Here is a 20,195-nt window from a genome sequence, read left to right as displayed (position 1 = left end):
CCGGCAATGATTCGTCGCTGATGGGTGATACAAATGACACAGGGGCACGACAGTCCGCGCTCGAACGCGCCACGTCGCATTCGCCTTTCCTGCGGGAGGCCGTGGGACTGTATCCGGATGTCACATCGGCCTCTGTGAAGCAGGGTGCCGATGCCGCGGCGAGCTTAGCGCTGTCGGCCATCGCAGACACGCTGGAAAGCACGCTTCGTCGGCAGCGTCACGGGCTCGCGCTTTCCGTCGCGCTGGGCGATCTCTCGGGGGAATATTCCCTTGAGCGTGTCACCGCCCAACTCTCCGAATTCGCCGATCTCGCGATCGATCGGGCGGTCGCCGCTGCCATTGCGGAGCGCGTGCCCGACGCCAGGCCGGAAGGCTTCGCGGTCATTGCGATGGGCAAGCTCGGCAGCTGCGAACTCAATTATTCGTCCGACGTCGATCTGCTGCTTCTGTTTGACCCTGAGCGTATGCCGCGCCGCGAGCGCGAAGACCCTGGCGAGGCTGCCGTCCGTTACGGTCGGCGGTTGATAGAAATCCTCCAGAAACGCACCGCCGACGGCTATGTCGTGCGCGTCGATCTGCGGCTGCGTCCGTCGGCGGAAGTCACGCCCATTGCGCTCCCGGTGAACGCCGCGATCTCGCATTATGAATCGAGCGCGCTGCCGTGGGAGCGTGCCGCGTTCATCCGTGCCCGCGCCTGTGCTGGCGACATCGCGCTCGGCGACAGGTTCCTGGAGGCGATCCGGCCGTTTGTCTGGCGGCGTTCGCTCGATTTCGGGGTCATCAATGACGTTCGGCTGATCTCAACTCGGATTCGCGACCATTTCGCGCAGAACGCACGCTTCGGTCCCGGATTCGACCTCAAGCGCGGCCGTGGCGGAATCCGCGAGGTCGAATTCTTCGTCCAGATCCAGCAGATGATCCATGGTGGGCGCGACCCCTCGGTACGCTTGCCGGCCACACTGGACGCCCTCGGATCGCTGGTACGTGCGGGTCATCTCGAGGAGGAGGACGCAGCAGCCCTTGGCAATGCCTACCGTTTGCTCCGCACCGTCGAACATCGCGTTCAGATGATAGACGATGCGCAAACGCACCTGCTTCCGGTTCGCCAAGAGGCGCTGGACCAAGTGGCAAGGCTCCACGGCCTGTCCGACGGTGGCGAACTCCTGGCGCAGCTCGACGGACCGGTCGATCGCGTAGGCACCATTTTCGACGGCCTTGCCCCGCAAGGGAACCGCCGCCTTTCGAGCGAAGGGGGAAGCCTGCTTCATGATATGCAGGCGTTGGGTTTTTCCGACCCCGCTACAGCCGCGCAGCGCGTCACCGAGTGGCGCTCGGGCAAAGTCCGCGCGCTGCGGTCCCCGGCGGCGCAGGATGCCCTTGAAGGCATGCTGCCGGGGCTTCTCCAGGCGATCGCCAACGGCAGCGACCCGAGCCATGCGCTCAACCGCCTCAGCGATATCATTGAGCATTTGTCGAGCGGCGTGAATTTCTTCCGCCTGCTCGAGGCGCGCCCGCAGCTGGCGCGGCTGTTCGCCAAGGTGCTGGCGCACGCCCCGGCGTTGTCCGACCAGCTCGCGCGGCGTCCCGAGCTGTTCGAGGGGCTGTTCGACGCCTCGAGCTTCGAGATGCCGCCCCCCACCGCCGAATTTGCCGCGCTGCTGTCGCGCGCGATGGCCGACTTGCCCTACGATGTCGCGCTCGACCGCGTGCGGCGCCTGGTCAACGAACGGCGCTTCGCCCTCGGCGTCCAATTGATCGATCGCCACCGCGACCCGCTCGAGGTCGCGCAGGGCTATTCGCGCGTCGCCGAAGGCGCGCTGGTGGCGCTGAGCGAGGCGGCGACGCGCGAGTTCGTCGAGGCGCATGGCCGAATCGATGGCGAGCTCGTCGTGCTCGGGCTCGGCCGTCTCGGCGGCTGCGCACTCACCCACGCGTCCGATATCGATATCATTTACCTGCACACCGCACCGGCCGACGCAGTGTCGGATGGGCGACGCCCGCTTGGCCCTAACGATTACTTCAACCGCCTCGCCAGCCGGGTCACGGCGGCGCTCAGCGTGCCGACCGCGGCCGGCCCCTTGTACGAGGTCGACACCCGTCTTCGTCCCGAGGGATCGGACGGCATGCTTGCCGTGTCGCTCGAAGCCTTCGGCCGCTACCAGCGGCAGACCGCCTGGACGTGGGAGCATATGGCCTTGTGCCGTGCGCGCCCCGTCGCCGGCTCGGCCGCGGCGCAGGCGCGGGCGGCGGCGCTGATCGACGATATCCTGCGCATGCCGCGCGACCGGGCCCAGACGGCGCGTAACGCGGCGCAGATGCGGGCTGACATGGAGCGGCACAAACCGGCCAGGAGCAAGCTCGACGTCAAGCTTGGCCCGGGCGGCCTCGTCGACCTCGAATTCGCGGTTCACGTGCTTCAGCTGACCCGCCATGTCGGGCTCGATCCGGGTCTCGACACCGCGCTTCAGGCGCTGGCCGCCGAGTCTTTAGTGTCGGAAAAAGTTGTCAATGCGCAACGTTTGCTGACGCGAATGCTGGTGATGATGCGGCTTGTGGCGCCCGGCGACGTCCAGCCGACGACCGACACGTGGCAGCTGGTGGCGGAGGCGTGCGGCGCCTCCAGCTGGGACGAGCTCCTTGCCGAGCATGACGCGGCCCGGCAAAGCATCGCGGAATTGTGGACCAAGGTTCGGAACGAGGCAGAGGCATGATCGAAGAGGGCGGCAAGGCACCGGGCATTCAACTGAACGCAAGCGACGGGACGACGATCGATCTCGCATCGCCGGGCCAGCCGTTCGTGCTGTATTTCTATCCCAAGGACGACACGTCCGGCTGCACGCGGGAAGCGCAGGACTTCACCGCGCTTGCGGGCGACTTCCGCGCGGCAGGCGTCAAGGTCGTGGGCGTGTCGCGCGACCCGATGAAGAAGCATGAAAAGTTCATCGACAAATATCAGCTCGACGTGCCGCTCGCCTCCGACGAGGATGGCGCCATCTCCGACGCCTTCGGCACCTGGGTCGAAAAGTCGATGTACGGCCGCAAATATATGGGCATGGAGCGTGCGACCTATCTGATTGGCGCGGACGGCCGCGTCCTCAAGGCGTGGCGCAAGGTCAAGGTCCCCGGCCACGCCGAAGAGGTGTTGAAGGCGGCGAAGGCCGCCGCTTAACTTGCGAGGCGCTTGAGCAATTCCACGGTGATCGGCACCTGGCCGTGGAAGCCTTCGATCCACACTTTTTCGTCGAGACCGTGGGCGCCGCTCTTCTGGCCGACGACACCCCAGGATCCGCCGACGCCATAGACCGGGATTCCGACCGCGCGCAGGTAGGAGCCGTCCGTCGCACCGGCCGATTGGAAGGGCAGGATCGGCGCATTGGGGAAGCGCGTGGCCACGGCGGCGCGATAGGCATCGACGATGTCCGACCGCATCGGCGACACGTCCGTTTCGGGCGTGGTCGAAGCGGCATCGACCGTCACCGTGACATCGTTCCCTGATAGCGCCTGCAGCGTCTGCCGCACCGTCTCGATCTTCACGCCGGGGAAGATCCTGCAATTGACGTTGGCTTCGGCCCGCTGGGGCAATGCGTTCGGGGCGTGGCCGCCCGACAGCATCGTCGCGACGCAGCGGGTTCGCGTGTAGCCGGGGTCGAGCGACTCCAGCATGTCCGCGGTTTCGCGATCCTTGGGATCGGCGACGAACTGCTTCACCAGTTCGCCATATTGGCCTTTGTCGTTGATCGCGACCTGCTCGTACATGCTTCGCGTCGCGGTGTTGATCATCGGTTCGAAACGATGCGTCTCGATCGCCTTAAGCGCCGTCGCAAGGGCGTAAATCGCATTGTCGGGGCGCGGCGCGGAACTGTGCCCGCCGCGATTGGTCGCGACCAGCTTGTAGTCGGCGTAGGTCTTCTCGGCGATCTGGATGTACCAGCCTTCGGGCCGCCCGTCGGGATAGACCGATCCGCCGCCGCCATCGAAGTTCAGGCCATATTCGGCGTCGATCAGGTTGCGCCATTCGGTCGATGCGCGGCGCACGCCATGCATTGCGGTTTCCTCGTCGCCCGTGAACAGGACGACCATGTCGCGCGTCGGCTGGAACCCCTGGCGCTTCAGTTCCTGCAGCGCGAGGATGATGCCGGTGAGCTGGCTCTTATTGTCCGACGTGCCCCGGCCCAGGTAGAAACCGCCCTCCTCGCGAAATTCGAACGGCGGGTTCTTCCAGTCGCTCGGCTTCGCTTCGACGACATCCATGTGCGCCATCAGCAGGATGGGCTTCTTGCCGCTCGGCCGCGCCGCGGGCCAGCGCGCGATCAGCGTCTGCGTATTGTCATGATCCTTGACCGTTGTCATCATGCCCGCCTTGCGGAATTCGGCGGTCAGCACGGTGGTCAGCCGTTTGAACTCGGCGGGCCGCCCGGCCACCGTTGGGATCTCGACGATCTTCTCGAACAAGGCGCGCTCGGCGGCGCGCTTCGCGGGGTCGGGCGCCTGCGCGTGTGCGATAGCGGGAAGTGCAAGCAGAGCCGCGGCAAACATCGGACGCATGGATTTTCCCCCCATTTGTAAGGGGAGCCTAAGCGGCGCCATGCCCCTCGGCAAGGTAGTCGGCGCTGCGCATTTCCTCGAGGCGGCTGACGGTGCGGGCGAATTCGAAGCTGCCGTCCCCCGCCGGGTAAATCCCCGCCGGTTCGGCGTCGGCGGCGGCAAGCAGCTTCACCTTATGCTCGTAGAAGGCGTCGATCAGCGTGACGAAGCGCGCCGCCTCGTTGCGCATTTCACGGCCCATGATCGGAATGCCGACGATGATCACCGTATGGAACCGCTGCGCGATGGCCAGATAATCGGCGGCCCCGCGCGCTTCTCCGCACAGCCGCTTGAACGAAAAGACCGCGACTCCTTTCAAGCTCTTGGGCACGTGCAGCGTCCGCCCCCCACCAACATCGAGCTCCTCTGACGGCACCTTGGCGCGGTCCTCGACCGGGTAATCGGTCAGTTGAAAGAAGGCGCGGGACAAAGCGGCCGTCGCCTCGGGGCCATTGGGGACATGCCACACGTCGACGCCCGACAGTCGTTCAAGCCGGTAATCGGTCGGGCCATTCACTTCGACCACCAGCATACGCTGCTCGATGAGGTCGATGAAGGGCAGGAACAGCTCCCGATTGAGCCCGTCCTTGTACAGATCGCGCGGGGGGCGGTTACTGGTCGTAACGATCCTCACCCCAAGGTCGATCAGGCGCGCGAACAGGCGCGACAGGATCATTGCATCGGCGGGATTGGTGACCTGCATTTCGTCGAAGGCGAGCAGCCGCGCTTCCTGTGCGATCTGCTCGGCCACAGGCTCGATCGGGTCGCCGTCCTCTTCTTTGCGGGCCTCGCGCAACCGCGCGTGCGTCTCCAGCATGAAGGCGTGGAAATGGACTCGGCGCTTGGGCGCGATGGCCTCCTCGTCGAACGCCAAGTCCATCAGCATGGATTTGCCGCGCCCGACCCCGCCCCACAGATATACGCCGGCGGGTCCCTCAGCGCGACTGCCGAACAATCGCGCCAGCAGCCCGTGCTCACGTGCACCGTTCGCCAATTGATCGAGCGCGGCCACCGCGCGCTCCTGGGCGGCGTCGGGCTTCAATTCCTGGTCGGCGATCAGGCGCCGGTAGGCGGCGCCGACGCGGCCGGTCATGCCGCCGGGCGGTTGGGTGTGCTGACTCGCCGAAGCGTGCCGCTGAAGCTGTAGCAATTCTCGCCGTTCTGCTTGACCACGCCTTGCAGGAAGGCGTGCCCGCGAGTCTCACGCACCAGCTCGACATGGGCGTCGAGCGGCGACCCCGGCTTGCCGCGCGCAAGGAAATGCGTGGTGAGGTCGAGCGTCACGAAATGCCCCGGTGCCATCCCGGCGCACAGGCCGCCGGCGAACATGCTCATGTCGATAAAGCTCATCACCGATCCGCCGTGGAGCGACCCGCCCATGTTCATGTGGCTTTCGGTCGGGAACATGCGCGCGATGCCGCGGCCCGGCCCGTCGGGCTTGAACAGCAACTTGCCCGTGGCGGCGGCGAAGCTGCCGCGCGGGAATTCGCCCCAGCTGTACCAGCCGGGATGGTCGGGATCGGGCGATGCGCCGCGCGGAACGCCGTCCTGGTCGGCCGATCCGGGATTGCCGATCGGAACGTCGCTCACGTTGCCAGACTCCTCAGCCGACGCGCTCGGCGATGAGCTTCTTGGTCTCGGCAATCGCCTTGGCCGGGTTGAGGCCCTTGGGACAGACGTTGGCGCAGTTCATGATCGTGTGGCAGCGATAGAGCCGGAACGGATCCTCGAGCTGGTCGAGCCGCTCGCCGGTGGCTTCGTCGCGGCTGTCGGCGAGCCAGCGATAAGCCTGCAGCAGGATCGCGGGGCCGAGGAAGCGGTCGCTGTTCCACCAGTAGCTCGGGCAGCTGGTCGTGCAGCAGAAGCACAGGATGCATTCGTACAAACCGTCGAGCTTTTCGCGGTCGGCCGGCGACTGCAGCCGCTCGCGCGACGGCGGGGCGCTCGTGGTTTTCAGCCACGGCTGGATCATCGCATATTGCGCATAGGCGTGGGTGAGGTCGGGGACGAGGTCCTTGACTACCTCCATGTGCGGCAGCGGCGTGATCTGCACCTCGCCCTTCACGTCGTCGATCGCCGTCGTGCAGGCAAGGCCGTTGCGGCCCGCCATGTTCATCGAACACGACCCGCAAATCCCCTCACGGCACGAACGGCGGAAGGTCAGCGTCGGATCGACCTCATTCTTGATCTTGATCAGCGCGTCGAGGACCATCGGGCCGCACGTGTCGAGGTCGATCGTATAGCGGTCCCACCGCGGGTTCGCCCCGCTGTCCGGATCGTAGCGATAGATTTTGAACGTCTTCAGGCGCTTGCCGTCGCCCGCCTTGTGATCGCGACCGCGGCTGATCCTGCTGTTCTTGGGAAGCCTGAACTCTGCCAAGCGCATACTCCTTGCTCGGCAGGCCGCTAGCATGGCCGGCATCCATTTTGAAAGCGCCTGTTGATTTGTGGCGCCGCCGCGACCGCGCAACGACTGCATCCGCTGGGCGTTTGTCCTCGTATCTGCTCCGGGGGACGTAATCATCAAGGAGACACGCCCATGCGCCGGATCGTAATTCCAGCAGTTCTTGCAGCCGCCGCCGTTCTCGGCACGGCAGCCGCCAATGCCCAGGACGACAGCGGAAAAAGATTTCGAGTAATGCTCGAAGGCGAAGTCGAAGTTCCCGTCCAGGGCGACCCGGACGGCACCGGCACCGCGACGGTGCGGATCAATCCGGGCCAGGGCCAGCTGTGCTATACGCTGGCCGTCCGCGATATTCAGCCGGCGACCGCGGCCCATATCCACGAGGCGCCGGCAGGATCCGCAGGACCGGTCGTCGTCGGCCTGACCGCGCCGACCAGCGGGTCGAGCTCGGGATGCGTTTCGGTCAGCCGCGCGCAGGCGCTCGAAATCATCCGTGAACCGGAAAACTACTACGTGAACGTTCACAACGCGCAATATCCGGGCGGCGCGCTGCGCGCCCAGCTCGGCTAAGCCTTACAGCGTCCCGAAGGCAGCGCTCCTGCCTTCGGGCCGTGCAGCCACGGGAGTGGTGCCGTGATCGTATCGCGCAAACCTGCGGGCGGACGGTCCCGCGGGCATATCCTGACATATCTGATCGGGGCCGCTTTGCCGGGCATCGCTGCCCCGGCGCTCGGCCAGGCCACGAGCGCCAACCCCGAAATCCTCGTCATCGGGGAGCGCCCGTTGCTCGGCATCCGCGCCGAGCGCATCGTCACCGCCGACGACATCGCGACATACGGCGCGGCGACAGTCGGCGAGGTGCTCGACGAGATCGCCCGCGAACGCGGCAATATCGGCGAGGAATCGGTCTATCTGGTCGATGGCCGCCGCGTTGCCGGCCTGGGCAGCATCGACCGCTTCCCACCCGAAGCGCTGGCCCGGATCGAGGTGTTGCCGGAGGGCTCGGGCATGCGGTTCGGCGCTGCAGGCACCAAGCGCGTCATCAACATTCTCCTGAAGCCGCAGGTTCGCACGACCGCTGGCCGTGCGGCGTTCGGGATCGCGACCGAAGGCGGCGTCGGCAGCCGCGCCGGTGAGGTCGGCTTCAGCACCATTCGACGGCCTCGGCGCATTAACGTGACCCTCCGCACCCGCAGCGAGGACGCTTTGCGCGAAAGCGACCGCGACACGATCCAGCCGCCCGGTTCCCCGGTCGGCCTGGGCGAATTCCGATCGCTCCGCCCCGAACTGGACAATAGCGAGCTTCGCCTGTCCGCCGCCGATTCCATTGCCGGAAGCATCGACGCCAACATCAGTGCACGGCTGGCCAGTGGGCGAACCCGATCGGGCCTGGGCCTCGACGCCGCCGGCGAGCCGCTCGAACAGCGCAGCCGGACCCGCGCCGGTTCGATCGAATTGCAGCTCAACGCCGACGCCGGGCCATGGCTGATGGGCGTCTTCGGCAATTACAGCCATGACCGCAACCGCACGGATATCGGGCGTGAAGGCTCCGCCACGCGCACCTCGTCGATCGCGACCAATGCGGGCGCCGAACTAACCGCGGCGGGGCCGTTGTTCGACCTTCCCGCCGGGCCGCTCAGCCTCAGTCTTCGCGCTGGCCTCGACCGGGATTCGCTCGGGGGCAGCAGTGAGCGGTTCGTGCAATGGCGGCGGGAAGTCAGCGCGGGGCTGCAAATCCCCCTCACCAGCGCGGGTGCCGGCCCGCTTGCCGCGCTCGGCGACCTGACCGCCGGCATCGAGCTTCGCCGCACTTATGTCAGCCAGGTCGGCACGCTCACCAATTCGACTTGGTCGCTGCAATGGCGCCCCGCCGAATGGTTGCGCGTCGACGGTGCGGTCACGACCGGTCGCACCCCGCCGACGCTCAGCCTGGTCGCCGCCCCGCTGCTCGCCACGCCGGGCGTGCGCTATCTCGATCCGGTGACCGGTGAGACGGTCGACGTCATCGAGGTGACGGGCGGCAGTCCGGGCCTCGGCGCCCAACGCGCCGCCAGCCGGCGCCTGGCGCTGCAGGTCAGGCCGCTGCGGAAGGTGCCGTTGACGCTGGCCGCCGAATATCTGAGCACGCGCAATCGCGATCTCGTCACCATCCTCCCGCAAGGCAGCGAGCTGTTGCTGCTGGCCTTCCCCGAGCGCTTCGTGCGCGCTCCCGGCGGCGTGTTGACGCAGGTCGATTCGCGGCCGGTGACCTTTGCCCGGCAGAGCGAGGATCAGCTGCGCTCGACCCTCAACCTTGAACTGCCCGTGCCGAGCAGCGACCGCGGCGGCCGCTTTCAGATCAACCTGGCGCACAATTGGGTCCGCAACAGCAAGCTGGTGATCCGCGCCGGACTGGGCGAGGTCGATTTGCTGTCCGGTGCAGCCATTGCCTTGGGCGGCGGCGCCCGCCCGCGTCATGAGCTGGAGGTCAGCGCGGGCTATGCCGAGCGCGGGATGGGCGTACGACTGACCGGCCAGCATCGAAGCGCGGCCAGCTTGCTGCTGAGCGACACCGCCGACACCAATCTGCTGCGCTTCGCGCCGTTGACGACGATCGGCCTGCGCGCCTTTGTCGATGGACCGCGGCTGGTGCCGTCGGCCGACTGGCTCACGGGGACACGGCTGACCTTGTCGGTCGTCAACCTTGGCAACGCGCGGCAGCAGGTGCGCGATTCGCGTGGCCTGACCCCATTGCGTTTTCAGCCGGTCTATTCGGATCCCGCAGGCCGCAGCCTGATGCTCGAACTGCGCAAAACCTTCTAGGACGGCAGCGCGTCAAACATGAAGAGGGCCGCGGCGAAGGGGAAACGCCGCGGCCCTCAAACCATGTTGGATTCGCCTAGCGCAGGATGGCGTTGACCACCGCGCGGATCAGCTGGGTGCGCGGGTCGACCTGGTAAAGATAGCCGTTGCCGTAATAATAATTGTAGTCCGGCTGGAAGCCGTACTGCGTGCGCAGATCGTACGGAATCTGGTTGTATGCCCAGACGTTGCCGTAGCGCGTGTTGTAGCGCTGACCGACCTTGTACATCTTCTTGTACTGGCCGTGCGGCATGCAATGGCCGTCATGCTTGGCCAGCCCCGGCGGGCAGGCGCCCGCATAGCCGAAATATTTGGCATGCTTTGCATTGCCGTGGCCCTTGGCGTGGCCCGGCTTGGCGGCGGCCGGTGCGGCGGCGGCGAACGCCGCGGCCCCGACGATGAGGAGGATGTTTTTCATGGTGCGGCCTTCTTATCGTTTCGCGCATGAACGCGCATTGACGCACTTAGTTACCGCGGCGTCAGAAATGCGCACTGCTCGAAGGACAGGCCGGATGACACGCTTTCGGGCGGTTGCTCGACTCCCCGCGCCGGTTTAGAGCGCCGCCAACTTCGTGGCGCCGGTCCTTGGCGTCCTGAACTTCAGAGGAAAGCGGCAGCTCGAATGGCTCGTAAGAAGATTGCGCTGATCGGCGCGGGAATGATCGGTGGAACGCTCGCGCACCTCGCGGCGATGCGCGAGCTGGGCGATATCGTCCTGTTCGACATTGCCGAGGGCATGCCCCAGGGCAAGGCGCTGGACATCAGCCAGTGCGGCCCGGTCGACGGCTTCGACGCCAGCCTCAAGGGCACCAACGATTATGCCGACATCGCCGGTGCCGACGTGGTGATCGTCACCGCGGGCGTGCCGCGCAAGCCGGGCATGAGCCGCGACGATCTGCTCGGCATCAATTTGAGCGTGATGAAGGCGGTCGGCGCGGGCATCAAGGCCAACGCCCCTGACGCCTTTGTCATCTGCATCACCAACCCGCTCGACGCGATGGTCTGGGCGCTGCGCGAATTCTCCGGCCTCCCGCACAACAAGGTCGTCGGCATGGCGGGCGTGCTCGACAGCGCGCGTTTCGCCACCTTCCTCGCGCAGGAATTCAAGGTCAGCGTGCGCGACGTCAACGCCTTCGTGCTCGGCGGCCACGGCGACACGATGGTGCCGGTGACCAGCTACACCACCGTCAGCGGAATCCCCGTCGACGACCTCGTCAAGATGGGCCGTTCGACCAGGGAACGGATCGACGAAATCGTCACCCGCACCCGCGGCGGCGGCGGCGAGATCGTCGCGCTCTTGAAGACCGGCTCGGCCTATTACGCGCCGGCGACCAGCGCGATCGCGATGGCCGAAGCCTATCTTAATGACCAGAAGCGCATCCTGCCCTGCGCGAGCTACGTCGAAGGCAAATACGGCCTCGACGGCCTCTACGTCGGCGTGCCCACCGTGATCGGTGCGGGCGGCGCGGAAGAAGTGATCGAAATCGCCCTCGACGACGAAGCCAAGGGCAACCTTCAGGTCAGCGTCGACGCGGTGAAAGAGCTGCTCGAGGCTTGCAAGGCGATCGATGGAGATTTGGCCTAAACCGTCATCCCGGCGAAGGCCGGGACCCAGCGAAACAAAAAACGATGCGTGAACGCCTCCCAGCAGTTTACATCGTGGCCAGTCAGCGGAACGGAACGATCTATACCGGCGTGACAAGCGATCTGCCGGGTCGAATTTGGAAGCACAAGAACGGGAGTTATCCTGGTTTTAGCAAGCGATACGGCTGCACCACGCTCGTCTGGTTCGAGATGCACGAGACGATGGAACCGGCAATCCAGCGGGAAAAGCGCATCAAGGAATGGCAACGCGCGTGGAAGTTGCGGCTAATCGAAGAGGCAAACCCGGAGTGGGACGACCTGTACGAGTCTTTGTTTGAGCTGGGTCCCGGCCTTCGCCGGGATGACGCTGGAAGGATAGAAGTGACGGAATGAGCATCCTCGTTGACCGCAACACCAGGGTCATCACCCAAGGGATGACCGGCGAAACCGGCACATTCCATACGAGCCAAGCGCTTGCCTACGGCACGCAGATGGTCGGCGGCGTGACGCCGGGGAAGGGCGGGACGACCCACCTCGACTTGCCGGTGTTCGATACCGTGCGCGAGGCGGTCGAGAAGACCGGCGCCAACGCCTCTGTGATCTACGTCCCACCGCCGTTTGCCGCGGATTCCATCCTCGAGGCGATCGATGCGGAGGTGCCGCTGATCGTCACGATTACCGAGGGCATTCCGGTGCTCGACATGGTCAAGGTAAAGCGCGCGCTCGACGGGTCGAAGTCGCGGCTGATCGGGCCCAATTGCCCTGGCGTGCTGACTCCGGACGAATGCAAGATCGGGATCATGCCCGGCAACATCTTCAAGAAGGGCAATGTCGGCATCGTCAGCCGCTCGGGCACCTTGACCTATGAAGCCGTCTTCCAGACGACCAACGAGGGCCTCGGCCAGTCGACCGCGGTCGGCATCGGCGGCGACCCGGTCAAGGGCACCGAATTCATCGACATGCTCGAAATGTTCCTCGCCGACGACGAGACCAAGAGCATCATCATGATCGGCGAGATCGGCGGCAGCGCCGAGGAAGACGCCGCGCAATTCCTCGCCGACGAGGCGAAGCGCGGCCGCAAGAAGCCCGTCGTCGGCTTCATCGCCGGCCGCACCGCGCCGCCAGGCAAGCGCATGGGCCACGCCGGCGCGATCATCTCGGGCGGCAAGGGCGACGCCGACAGCAAGATCGCGGCGATGGAGGCGGCTGGAATTACCGTCTCGCCCAGCCCATCTGAACTCGGCCGCACCTTGAAGGGTTTGTTGGCCACGGCCTGACATGAACGAACAGCAGATCAACAACGAAGCCGAACCGGGCCCGAGCTGGGCGCGGCCCAATTGGCCGCTTGCCGAGCTCGACGAGGTCAATCTCGGCCTCGACCCCACGCAGGCGACCATCGCGCAGGTCAAGAAGGCCGCGACCGAGCGCGCAGCCGCGTCGGGCGCATCCCCCGACGACATTCGCCGCGCGGCGGAGGACAGCATCCGCGCGATGATGCTGATCCGCACCTATCGCGTGCGCGGGCACCTCGCCGCCAGCCTCGACCCGCTCGGCCTCTACCAGCGCGACCTGCCGGCCGACCTCACGCCCGCCTATCACGGCTTCACCGAAGCCGATCTCGACCGGCCGATCTTCATCTTCGGCACGCTCGGGCTCGAGCAGGCGAGCATCCGCGAGATCGAGCGGATCCTGCGCGAAACCTACTGCGGCCACATCGGCTTCGAATATATGCACATCAACGACCTGGAGGAGCGGCGCTTCATCCAGGAGCGGATCGAGAGTGCGGACGAGACCGTCCAGTTCACGCCCGAGGGCAAGAAGTCGATCCTCGCCAAGGTCATCCACGCCGAGCAGTGGGAAAAATTCCTCGCCAAGAAATATGTCGGCACAAAACGCTTCGGCCTCGACGGCGGCGAAAGCGCGATCCCGGCCCTGGAAGCGGTGATCAAGTACGGCGGCCAGATGGGTGTCGAGGAAATCGACGTCGGCATGGCCCACCGCGGCCGCCTCAACGTCCTCACCAACGTCATGGGCAAGCCCGCGCAGGCCATCTTCCACGAATTCGCCGGCGGCGCGACCAACCCAGCCGATGTCGGCGGGTCGGGTGACGTCAAATATCACCTCGGCACCAGCAGCGACCGCGAATTCGACGGGAACAAGGTCCATCTGACGCTGCTGCCCAACCCATCGCACCTCGAAGCGGTCGACCCCGTCGTGCTCGGCAAGGCGCGCGCGGTGCAGACCATCAAGGGCGATGCCGAAGGGGACACCGTGCTCCCGATCCTGCTCCACGGCGATGCCGCCTTCGCCGGGCAGGGCGTGGTGTGGGAATGCCTCAGCTTCTCGGGCCTCCCCGGTTATGCCACCGGGGCACGATCCACTTCATCATCAACAACCAGGTCGGCTTCACGACCAGCCCGCAGTTCGCGCGTTCCTCGCCCTATCCGTCGGACGTCGCCAAGGGCATCCAGGCGCCGATCCTCCACGTCAACGGCGACGATCCGGCCGCGGTCACCTGGTGCTGCAAGCTGGCGATCGAGTTCCGCCAGGAATTCAACCGCGACATCGTCATCGACATGTGGTGCTACCGCCGCTTCGGCCACAATGAGGGCGACGAGCCGAGCTTCACCCAGCCGCTCATGTACGCCGCGATCAAGAAGCAGCCGCCGATCAGCGAGATTTATGCCAAGCAGCTGATCGCCGAAGGCGTGATCGACCAGGCGTGGATCGACGGCGAGACCAAGAGCTACATCGACCGCCTCGAAGGCGATTTCTCCGCCGCCACCTCTTACCTCCCCAACAAGGCCGATTGGTTCGAGGGGCGCTGGGCGGGGCTCGGCCGCCCGGGCGAGCCGGTGCTCGGCCGCCGCAACATCGCGACCGCGATCGGCGACGACCTGCTCAAGCGCCTCGGCGAGCAGCTGACCCGCGTCCCGGAGGGCGTCAGCATTCATAAAACGCTGCAGCGCATCCTCGACTCCAAGGCGGCGATGTTCGCCAATGGCGCCGGGTTCGACTGGGCGACGGCCGAGGCGCTGGCGTTCGGCAGCCTGCTTGCCGAAGGGCAAAGCGTGCGCTTGTCTGGGCAAGACAGCGGTCGCGGAACGTTCAGCCAGCGGCACGCGGTTTGGGTCGACCAGCAGACCGGCAAGAAACATATCCCGCTCGCCCATGTCGAAGGGGGCCGCTTCGAAGTCCGCGACAGTCCGCTGTCCGAATTCGGCGTGCTCGGCTTCGAATATGGCTATTCGCTCGCCGATCCGAAGACGCTGGTGCTGTGGGAAGCGCAGTTCGGCGATTTCGCCAATGGCGCGCAGACGATCATCGACCAGTTCATCGCCGCGGGCGAAGCCAAGTGGCTGCGCGCCAGCGGGCTGGTCATGCTGCTTCCGCACGGTTTCGAAGGGCAGGGGCCGGAACATAGCTCGGCGCGACTCGAACGCTATCTGCAGCTGTGCGCCGACGACAATATCCAGGTCGCCAATTGCACCACGCCGGCGAACTACTTTCACATCCTTCGGCGGCAAATGCGGCGCGATTTCCGCAAGCCGCTGGTGATGATGACGCCCAAGTCGCTGCTTCGCCACAAGCTCGCGGTCTCGACCGCCGCCGACTTCACCGGCGAAAGCCACTTCCGCCGCATCCTCAGCGACCTCAACCCGCCGGCCGAGGGTGAGACGCGGCGGCTGGTGCTGTGCTCGGGCAAGCTCGGCTACGAATTGATGGAAGCGCGCGACGGCGCGGGCGACCTTGGTGTCGAGGTGCTGCGTATCGAGCAGCTCTATCCCTTCCCGACCGAGCCCTTGGTCAAGCGACTCAAGGCCATGCCGCGCCTGCAGGACGTCATCTGGGCGCAGGAAGAGCCGCGCAACAACGGCGCCTGGTTCTTCGTCGAATCGCTGCTCGAAGCCGCGCTCGCCGAGGCCGGGCACAAGCTGCGGCCGCAATATGCCGGCCGCGACGCGGGTGCGTCGCCCGCGACCGGCCTCGCCAAGCGCCACGCGGCGGAGCAGGCGGCCTTGATTGCCGCCGCGCTCGGCCATAGCCACCAGGACAAAGGCGCGGCCGTTGCCGCGGAATGAGGTAATATGACCGACGTCATGGTCCCCACGCTCGGGGAATCGATCACCGAAGGCACCCTTGCGCAATGGCTCAAGAAGCCCGGCGACGCGGTCGCGCAGGATGAAGCGATCGCCAGCCTCGAAACGGACAAGGTTAGCGTCGAAGTCCCGTCCCCCGCCGCCGGCGTGCTGACCGAACAATTGGTCAAGGAAGGCGACACGGTCGCGGTCGGCGCAGCGATCGCGCGGATCGGCGACGCAGGTGCGACGCCGGCGCCCGCTGCCGCCGATGCTCCCGCATCAGCTCCCGCGGCCCCTGCTCAGGAAGCCGCCGCCGACAGCACCAACCCGGCCGGCGCGGGTGAAAACCCGCAGCTGCGCGGCACCGAACATGCGCCCGAGCCCGCTGAGGCGGCGCCAGCTCCGACAAGTGCGGCGCTTGCCGACGACAGCCACGTCTCCACCATGTCCCCCGCGGTGCGCCGCGCGGTGCTCGAACATCATGTCGACCCGACCAAGATCAAGGGTACCGGCAAGGACGGGCGCCTGACCAAGGACGACGTGATCGCTGCCGCGCAGGCCAGTAAGGGCGGCGAAACCGCGCGCGGTCCGCAGCCCGAGCCTGAAGTCCGCGCACCCGCGCAGCCGCACGCGGCGCCCGCGCCGGCCAAGCCTGCCGTCGCAGGCGAACGCAAGGAAGAGCGGGTGCGCCTCTCGCGGATGCGCCAGACCATCGCCACGCGCCTCAAGGAATCGCAGAATACCGCGGCGACGCTGACGACGTTCAATGATGTCGACATGACCGCTGTCATCGACGCGCGCACCCGCTACAAGGATCTGTTTGAAAAGAAGCATGGCATCCGCCTGGGCTTCATGGGCTTCTTCGTGAAAGCCGTCGCGCTCGCCGCGCGGGACGTGCCCGCGGTCAACGCGCATATCGATGGCGAGGATATCGTCTACCGCGATTATCTCGACGTCTCGGTCGCCGTGTCCGCGCCCAAGGGCCTCGTCGTCCCCGTCGTCCGCAATGCCGACCGCATGAGCTTCGCCGAAATCGAAAAGACCATCGCTGACTTCGGCAAGCGCGCCAAGGACGGCACGCTGACCATGGACGACATGGCCGGTGGCACCTTCACCATCTCCAACGGCGGCGTGTTCGGGTCGCTGCTGTCGACGCCAATTCTCAACAAGGGCCAGTCGGGCGTGCTCGGCATGCACCGTATCGAAGAACGCCCGGTCGCCAAGGACGGCCAGGTCGTCATCCGCCCGATGATGTACCTCGCCTTGAGCTACGACCACCGCCTCGTCGACGGCCGCGAAGCAGTGACGTTCCTGGTGCGCGTCAAGGAAGCGATCGAAGACCCGACGCGGCTGCTGATCGACCTTTAGGCGCGAGCGTCGGTGTGCACTTTGCGTGGCTGGAGTCGCTCTTCCCGTAAATCGTCATCCGCGCCAGCGCATTTCAGCGACCTCATTCCCGCCGGTCGACGACAAAGATTCTTTCTGTCGATGTGCCTGTGATCGAAAGAGGATCTTAAGGGCTTGCAGGGCTTAAGACACGGGTTGACTGGGCAAGGAGTTCAAACCCCGTGGGTATAACGGCTGTAATAGCGCTCTCCGTGGTAACGATTGGCGCGCTCGCCATCGGCCGCTTGATGTCAGCTTTCGGTCTGCTGAATTGGATTATGACCGATCTGTTCGCGGCAAGCACAGCGATGGACGCATTCAAGCATGCGGCCGATACAATCCGCAAGGACAAGGATGGAATGAGTTCCTAAGCGAACGCGCCGACCCGGTGCTCAAAGCGAAACGCCTTGCGCTTTTGGCGCTTTCTGTCGCTGTCGTATCGACGCTTTGTTCGTGTGAGGGACGGCCCTTGAAAAACAGCGACGACAGCTTCTCAACGATGTTCAGCAAGATGGCCGAGGCATTCGCGGACGCCGTTCGAGAAGCCTCGATGATTATTGACGACAGGCCGGCCGGGCGCGCCCGGGCAGAGGAAGCTAACCGTCGGACCTTGGAACATGGCGTTATCGCCATTCAGCCTGAACCCGACGACAATCTTGTGGTTCAGAAAGCCCATGCGGGAATGGCGATCGTGCACGACCCCGCATCCGCAACGACGCTGGTGCTCTCCCTGAACAACCGGGATTACACCGCTATTGCATCGCCGAAAGCCAGTGCTTCGATCCCAGTGAGGCTCGCTTGGTGGACGTCAGAATACGAGCCGACTGGCGCGCGGGCGGAAATTGACGCCTCTCAGTTTCGGAAAAACGGACTGATTTTCGTCACGATCGACCATGTTTATCCGTCGACGTTCTTCCCCTACGCCGAGGCGATCTACCCGCGAGAATTGCCGCTCGACCGTCAGGCTCAGATGCTCGCGACCGCCTTGCGGGCAATCGCGCGGAGCGTCCGGAAGACCTCGGGCAAACTGCTCGTGCTGGATCGACGCGAGCCTGAGCGGGTCAATAACCAGCGACTGGCGCAGGCCGAACAGGCCCAACGAGCCCGGCGCTTCCCGTCCGTCGTGGATGGGAAAAACGATTCTGGGCGACTGCTGGGACTTGATGACGTCGACGTGGTGATCGGCGAGCCGAACGCGCGATTCCGCTTCGATCCGCTATCGAAGACCGTGACCGATGCTCGAACAGGCTGGAAGCTCTCGGTCGAGGAAAGAGGCGCGGGCGGTGAAAAAAGCGAAGTCGCCGTTATCAGGGATGGCGACAGGTTGATCTGCGACATCCAGATCCTTCGCGGCAGGGGCTGGCGAGCGGATGTCGGAGCGACCGCGCTGATCGAATTTTCGCGTGTCTTCGCGCCTCGCACGCCTCAGCAACCCGTCCGTTTGATGACAGCGGACGAAATGCCGCTCGACCGCATCGCGCCGCTTCTCAATGCGTACGCGCCCTGGGCGTCGACAGGGGAGACGGTCGGAAAAACGCTGATTGCAGACTTGCGCGCGCAAACGGTGGGAACGCGATAGCGGCGAGGTGCGTGGCGGCGCAGAATTGCGTCACCGGCGAACGCCAGCGACCGCGATCAGTCGGAAGCGAAGGTTCGCTTACCGCGTCTCAGCCAGCCAGATCGTGTGTTGCGCGCCCTTGCCGTTGGAGCGGGCGCGAACCTTTTGGATTGAAACATTGAAGCCACCAGAGCTGAGGCGCTTGGTGAACGCCGCGTCGTCGCTTGCCGACCAGACGGCCAGAATTCCGCCGCGCGCCAGCGCCGCCCCCGCTGCTGCCAATCCGGCGGCCGAATAGAGCCCGTCGTTCCCCGCCCGCGTCAGGCCGTCGGGGCCGTTGTCGACGTCGAGCAGGATCGCATCGTAACTGCCGCGCGCCCCTGCGATTGCCGCCGCGACATCGCCTTCGACCACGGTCACGCGCGGGTCGTCGAGGCCGCCGGCGGTCAGTTCGGCCATCGGCCCGCGCGCCCATTCGATGATCTCCGGCACAAGCTCGGCGACGACGACCGACGCGCCCGCCGGCAACGCCGCCAGGGCCGCGCGCAGCGTGAAGCCCATGCCATAACCGCCGATCAGCAGCCGCGGGTCGCTCCGGTTCGCCAGCCGCGCGATGGTCAGCGTCGCAAGCTGCTCTTCCGACCCGCTCATGCGGCTGTTCATCAGCTCGTTGCGGTCGAGCACGATCATATAATCGCGGTCGCGGCGGAACAGGCGCAGCTCCTCGCCGCCGGGCACCTGCGCCGTCGCCAGTAGCTCGCGGACTTTCATCGGCTGGTGCTTACTTGCGGGCCTTGCGCGCGGCATATTTGGCGTCGCGCGCCGCCTTGCGCTCGGCCTCGGTAGGCGGCGCGGCAGCCACGGCCTTGGCGGCTTTCTCCGCGGCCTGCGCCTCGCGCTCGGCGCGCTTGGCGGCGGCTTTTTCTGCCTGCTTGGCTTCGCGCTGATTCTGCCGTTCGACGCTTTCGGCGACGACCGCGGGATCAAGCGGCGCCTTGACCTTTAGCTTGGCGAGCGCGTTTTCACGCGCCTCGTTGGCCGCGCGGATGCGGTCCTGGAAGGTGTCGTTGTAGGTCATCCCTTGCCCTCGCAGATCGGGGATGCAGTGGCAAATCGGGCGTGCCGAGCCGGCATTATCGTTGGTGAAGTGGCGGGCCGCCCCCGCTGCTGGTATTTTGGACCAGGCTTGGGGAGGGAACAGATGACGAAATCACTCTTGTTACTTTCGGCAACGGCGTTGTTGCTGCCGGCATGTCGGCCCGCCGACAAACCCGCTGAGAGTGCTGTGGTAGAAGCGCGTGGCGCCAGCGATCCGGCTGCGGAGGAAAAGGCGATTCGAGCGGAAGTCGATCGCTGGCTCCAGCTTATTAAGGCAAAGGATGCCGCGGGGATCGCGGGCCTTTACGCCGAAGACGGCGCGGTTATGCCGCCCAACGGCCCGATCGGAAAAGGCCCCGCCGCGATTCAACAGACCTGGGCCGGCATGATGGGTATCCCAGGCTTCGACCTGAACTTCGCGCCCGAACAGATCCTCATTTCATCGTCGGGCGACATGGCGCTAGACCGGGGGACGTACCGGCTGGCGATGACGCCCAACGGCACCGCGGTCAGCGATACGGGCAAATATGTCGTCGTCTGGCGGAAGATCGACGGCAAATGGAAAGCGGCTGCGGACATCTTCAACAGCGATCTGCCCGTCGGCGAAGGCTGACCCGCGGCCGCACACGCGCGCGCAACCAATCCCCACTCGTGCGTT

The 20,195-nt window shown here is 65.6% G+C and carries 18 protein-coding genes and 1 pseudogene; 12 read left to right on the top strand and 7 right to left on the bottom strand.

The features are described 5' to 3' along the window. The first annotated feature begins 20 nt into the window (after nucleotides 1-20). Both glnE and H9L13_RS11915 read left to right on the top strand, forming a co-directional pair. Nucleotides 21-2,711, top strand: coding sequence for a bifunctional [glutamate--ammonia ligase]-adenylyl-L-tyrosine phosphorylase/[glutamate--ammonia-ligase] adenylyltransferase (gene glnE / locus H9L13_RS11920; RefSeq protein WP_187537887.1), 2,691 nt, complete (start codon nucleotides 21-23; stop codon nucleotides 2,709-2,711). Further along, nucleotides 2,708-3,169 (top strand): peroxiredoxin, encoded by a 462-nt coding sequence (locus tag H9L13_RS11915; RefSeq protein WP_187537886.1) that lies wholly within the window; start codon nucleotides 2,708-2,710, stop codon nucleotides 3,167-3,169. The genes glnE and H9L13_RS11915 overlap by 4 nt, the downstream gene beginning before the upstream one ends. Here the strand turns inward: H9L13_RS11915 and H9L13_RS11910 are convergent. The 4 genes from H9L13_RS11910 to H9L13_RS11895 are packed head-to-tail and all read right to left on the bottom strand — an operon-like array spanning nucleotide 3,166 to nucleotide 6,964. After that, nucleotides 3,166-4,545, bottom strand: coding sequence for a M20/M25/M40 family metallo-hydrolase (locus H9L13_RS11910; protein WP_187537885.1), 1,380 nt, complete (start codon nucleotides 4,543-4,545; stop codon nucleotides 3,166-3,168). The genes H9L13_RS11915 and H9L13_RS11910 overlap by 4 nt on opposite strands. A 28-nt stretch (nucleotides 4,546-4,573) precedes the next feature. Beyond that, the gene (gene zapE / locus H9L13_RS11905) at nucleotides 4,574-5,677 is read right to left on the bottom strand and encodes a cell division protein ZapE (RefSeq protein WP_187537884.1); all 1,104 of its coding nucleotides are present in this window, start codon (nucleotides 5,675-5,677) and stop codon (nucleotides 4,574-4,576) included. Then, nucleotides 5,674-6,174 (bottom strand): PaaI family thioesterase, encoded by a 501-nt coding sequence (locus H9L13_RS11900; RefSeq protein WP_187537883.1) that lies wholly within the window; start codon nucleotides 6,172-6,174, stop codon nucleotides 5,674-5,676. The genes zapE and H9L13_RS11900 overlap by 4 nt, the downstream gene beginning before the upstream one ends. Before the next feature lie 13 nt (nucleotides 6,175-6,187). Next, on the bottom strand, nucleotides 6,188-6,964 hold the full coding sequence (locus H9L13_RS11895; RefSeq protein ID WP_187537882.1) for a succinate dehydrogenase iron-sulfur subunit: 777 nt from the start codon (nucleotides 6,962-6,964) through the stop codon (nucleotides 6,188-6,190). Nucleotides 6,965-7,123: 159 nt separating this feature from the next. Here H9L13_RS11895 and H9L13_RS11890 point away from each other — a divergent pair, with 159 nt between their 5' ends. Continuing rightward, the gene (locus H9L13_RS11890; RefSeq protein WP_187537881.1) at nucleotides 7,124-7,558 is read left to right on the top strand and encodes a CHRD domain-containing protein; all 435 of its coding nucleotides are present in this window, start codon (nucleotides 7,124-7,126) and stop codon (nucleotides 7,556-7,558) included. Nucleotides 7,559-7,621: 63 nt separating this feature from the next. Continuing rightward, complete coding sequence (locus H9L13_RS11885) at nucleotides 7,622-9,790, top strand: TonB-dependent receptor (protein WP_187537880.1); 2,169 nt, start codon at nucleotides 7,622-7,624, stop codon at nucleotides 9,788-9,790. Between the two features lie 76 nt (nucleotides 9,791-9,866). Here the strand turns inward: H9L13_RS11885 and H9L13_RS11880 are convergent, their stop codons facing one another. Next, nucleotides 9,867-10,247, bottom strand: coding sequence for a hypothetical protein (locus H9L13_RS11880; RefSeq protein WP_187537879.1), 381 nt, complete (start codon nucleotides 10,245-10,247; stop codon nucleotides 9,867-9,869). A gap of 204 nt (nucleotides 10,248-10,451) precedes the next feature. Between H9L13_RS11880 and mdh the strand changes: the two genes are divergently transcribed. The 7 genes and pseudogenes from mdh to H9L13_RS11845 all read left to right on the top strand — a co-directional run bounded on the left by mdh (nucleotide 10,452) and on the right by H9L13_RS11845 (nucleotide 18,460). Then, nucleotides 10,452-11,414 carry a malate dehydrogenase gene (gene mdh, locus H9L13_RS11875; RefSeq protein WP_187537878.1) on the top strand — a complete coding sequence of 321 codons (963 nt, stop codon included), beginning with the start codon at nucleotides 10,452-10,454 and terminating at the stop codon, nucleotides 11,412-11,414. A gap of 44 nt (nucleotides 11,415-11,458) precedes the next feature. After that, entirely contained in the window at nucleotides 11,459-11,806 is a 348-nt protein-coding gene (locus tag H9L13_RS11870) for a GIY-YIG nuclease family protein (RefSeq protein WP_187537877.1), read from the top strand. After that, nucleotides 11,803-12,690, top strand: coding sequence for a succinate--CoA ligase subunit alpha (gene sucD / locus H9L13_RS11865; RefSeq protein ID WP_187537876.1), 888 nt, complete (start codon nucleotides 11,803-11,805; stop codon nucleotides 12,688-12,690). The genes H9L13_RS11870 and sucD overlap by 4 nt, the downstream gene beginning before the upstream one ends. 1 nt (nucleotide 12,691) lies before the next feature. Further along, nucleotides 12,692-15,495: pseudogene (locus tag H9L13_RS11860) on the top strand (2-oxoglutarate dehydrogenase E1 component). 6 nt (nucleotides 15,496-15,501) lie between these two features. Further along, nucleotides 15,502-16,863 (top strand): 2-oxoglutarate dehydrogenase complex dihydrolipoyllysine-residue succinyltransferase, encoded by a 1,362-nt coding sequence (gene odhB, locus H9L13_RS11855; RefSeq protein ID WP_187537875.1) that lies wholly within the window; start codon nucleotides 15,502-15,504, stop codon nucleotides 16,861-16,863. Nucleotides 16,864-17,093: 230 nt separating this feature from the next. Beyond that, the gene (locus H9L13_RS11850) at nucleotides 17,094-17,252 is read left to right on the top strand and encodes a hypothetical protein (protein WP_187537874.1); all 159 of its coding nucleotides are present in this window, start codon (nucleotides 17,094-17,096) and stop codon (nucleotides 17,250-17,252) included. A 98-nt stretch (nucleotides 17,253-17,350) separates the two neighbouring features. After that, nucleotides 17,351-18,460, top strand: coding sequence for a hypothetical protein (locus H9L13_RS11845; protein ID WP_187537873.1), 1,110 nt, complete (start codon nucleotides 17,351-17,353; stop codon nucleotides 18,458-18,460). A gap of 78 nt (nucleotides 18,461-18,538) precedes the next feature. Here H9L13_RS11845 and H9L13_RS11840 read toward each other — a convergent pair whose 3' ends face one another. Beyond that, nucleotides 18,539-19,210, bottom strand: coding sequence for a polyamine aminopropyltransferase (locus H9L13_RS11840; protein ID WP_187537872.1), 672 nt, complete (start codon nucleotides 19,208-19,210; stop codon nucleotides 18,539-18,541). A gap of 10 nt (nucleotides 19,211-19,220) precedes the next feature. After that, a complete protein-coding gene (locus H9L13_RS11835; RefSeq protein ID WP_187537871.1) occupies nucleotides 19,221-19,517 on the bottom strand; it encodes a DUF6481 family protein in 297 nt (98 codons plus the stop codon). 207 nt (nucleotides 19,518-19,724) lie between these two features. Between H9L13_RS11835 and H9L13_RS11830 the strand changes: the two genes are divergently transcribed. Then, a complete protein-coding gene (locus tag H9L13_RS11830; protein ID WP_244954812.1) occupies nucleotides 19,725-20,150 on the top strand; it encodes a YybH family protein in 426 nt (141 codons plus the stop codon). Nucleotides 20,151-20,195: the final 45 nt, after the last annotated feature.

Source organism: Sphingomonas lutea (assembly GCF_014396785.1).
GTDB classification, from domain to species: Bacteria; Pseudomonadota; Alphaproteobacteria; order Sphingomonadales; family Sphingomonadaceae; genus Sphingomicrobium; species Sphingomicrobium luteum.
The sequence above is the reverse complement of the archived record's forward strand: the minus strand, read 5'-3'. Positions and strand labels throughout refer to the sequence as shown.

Bases quoted from the DNA above. Each gene is read 5' to 3' on its own strand.
- glnE (WP_187537887.1), top strand. From the start codon at position 21: ATGGGTGATACAAATGACACAGGGGCACGACAGTCCGCGCTCGAACGC.
- H9L13_RS11915 (WP_187537886.1), top strand. From the start codon at position 2,708: ATGATCGAAGAGGGCGGCAAGGCACCGGGCATTCAACTGAACGCAAGC.
- H9L13_RS11910 (WP_187537885.1), bottom strand. From the start codon at position 4,545: ATGCGTCCGATGTTTGCCGCGGCTCTGCTTGCACTTCCCGCTATCGCA.
- zapE (WP_187537884.1), bottom strand. From the start codon at position 5,677: ATGACCGGCCGCGTCGGCGCCGCCTACCGGCGCCTGATCGCCGACCAG.
- H9L13_RS11890 (WP_187537881.1), top strand. From the start codon at position 7,124: ATGCGCCGGATCGTAATTCCAGCAGTTCTTGCAGCCGCCGCCGTTCTC.
- H9L13_RS11880 (WP_187537879.1), bottom strand. From the start codon at position 10,247: ATGAAAAACATCCTCCTCATCGTCGGGGCCGCGGCGTTCGCCGCCGCC.
- mdh (WP_187537878.1), top strand. From the start codon at position 10,452: ATGGCTCGTAAGAAGATTGCGCTGATCGGCGCGGGAATGATCGGTGGA.
- H9L13_RS11870 (WP_187537877.1), top strand. From the start codon at position 11,459: ATGCGTGAACGCCTCCCAGCAGTTTACATCGTGGCCAGTCAGCGGAAC.
- sucD (WP_187537876.1), top strand. From the start codon at position 11,803: ATGAGCATCCTCGTTGACCGCAACACCAGGGTCATCACCCAAGGGATG.
- odhB (WP_187537875.1), top strand. From the start codon at position 15,502: ATGACCGACGTCATGGTCCCCACGCTCGGGGAATCGATCACCGAAGGC.
- H9L13_RS11840 (WP_187537872.1), bottom strand. From the start codon at position 19,210: ATGAAAGTCCGCGAGCTACTGGCGACGGCGCAGGTGCCCGGCGGCGAG.
- H9L13_RS11835 (WP_187537871.1), bottom strand. From the start codon at position 19,517: ATGACCTACAACGACACCTTCCAGGACCGCATCCGCGCGGCCAACGAG.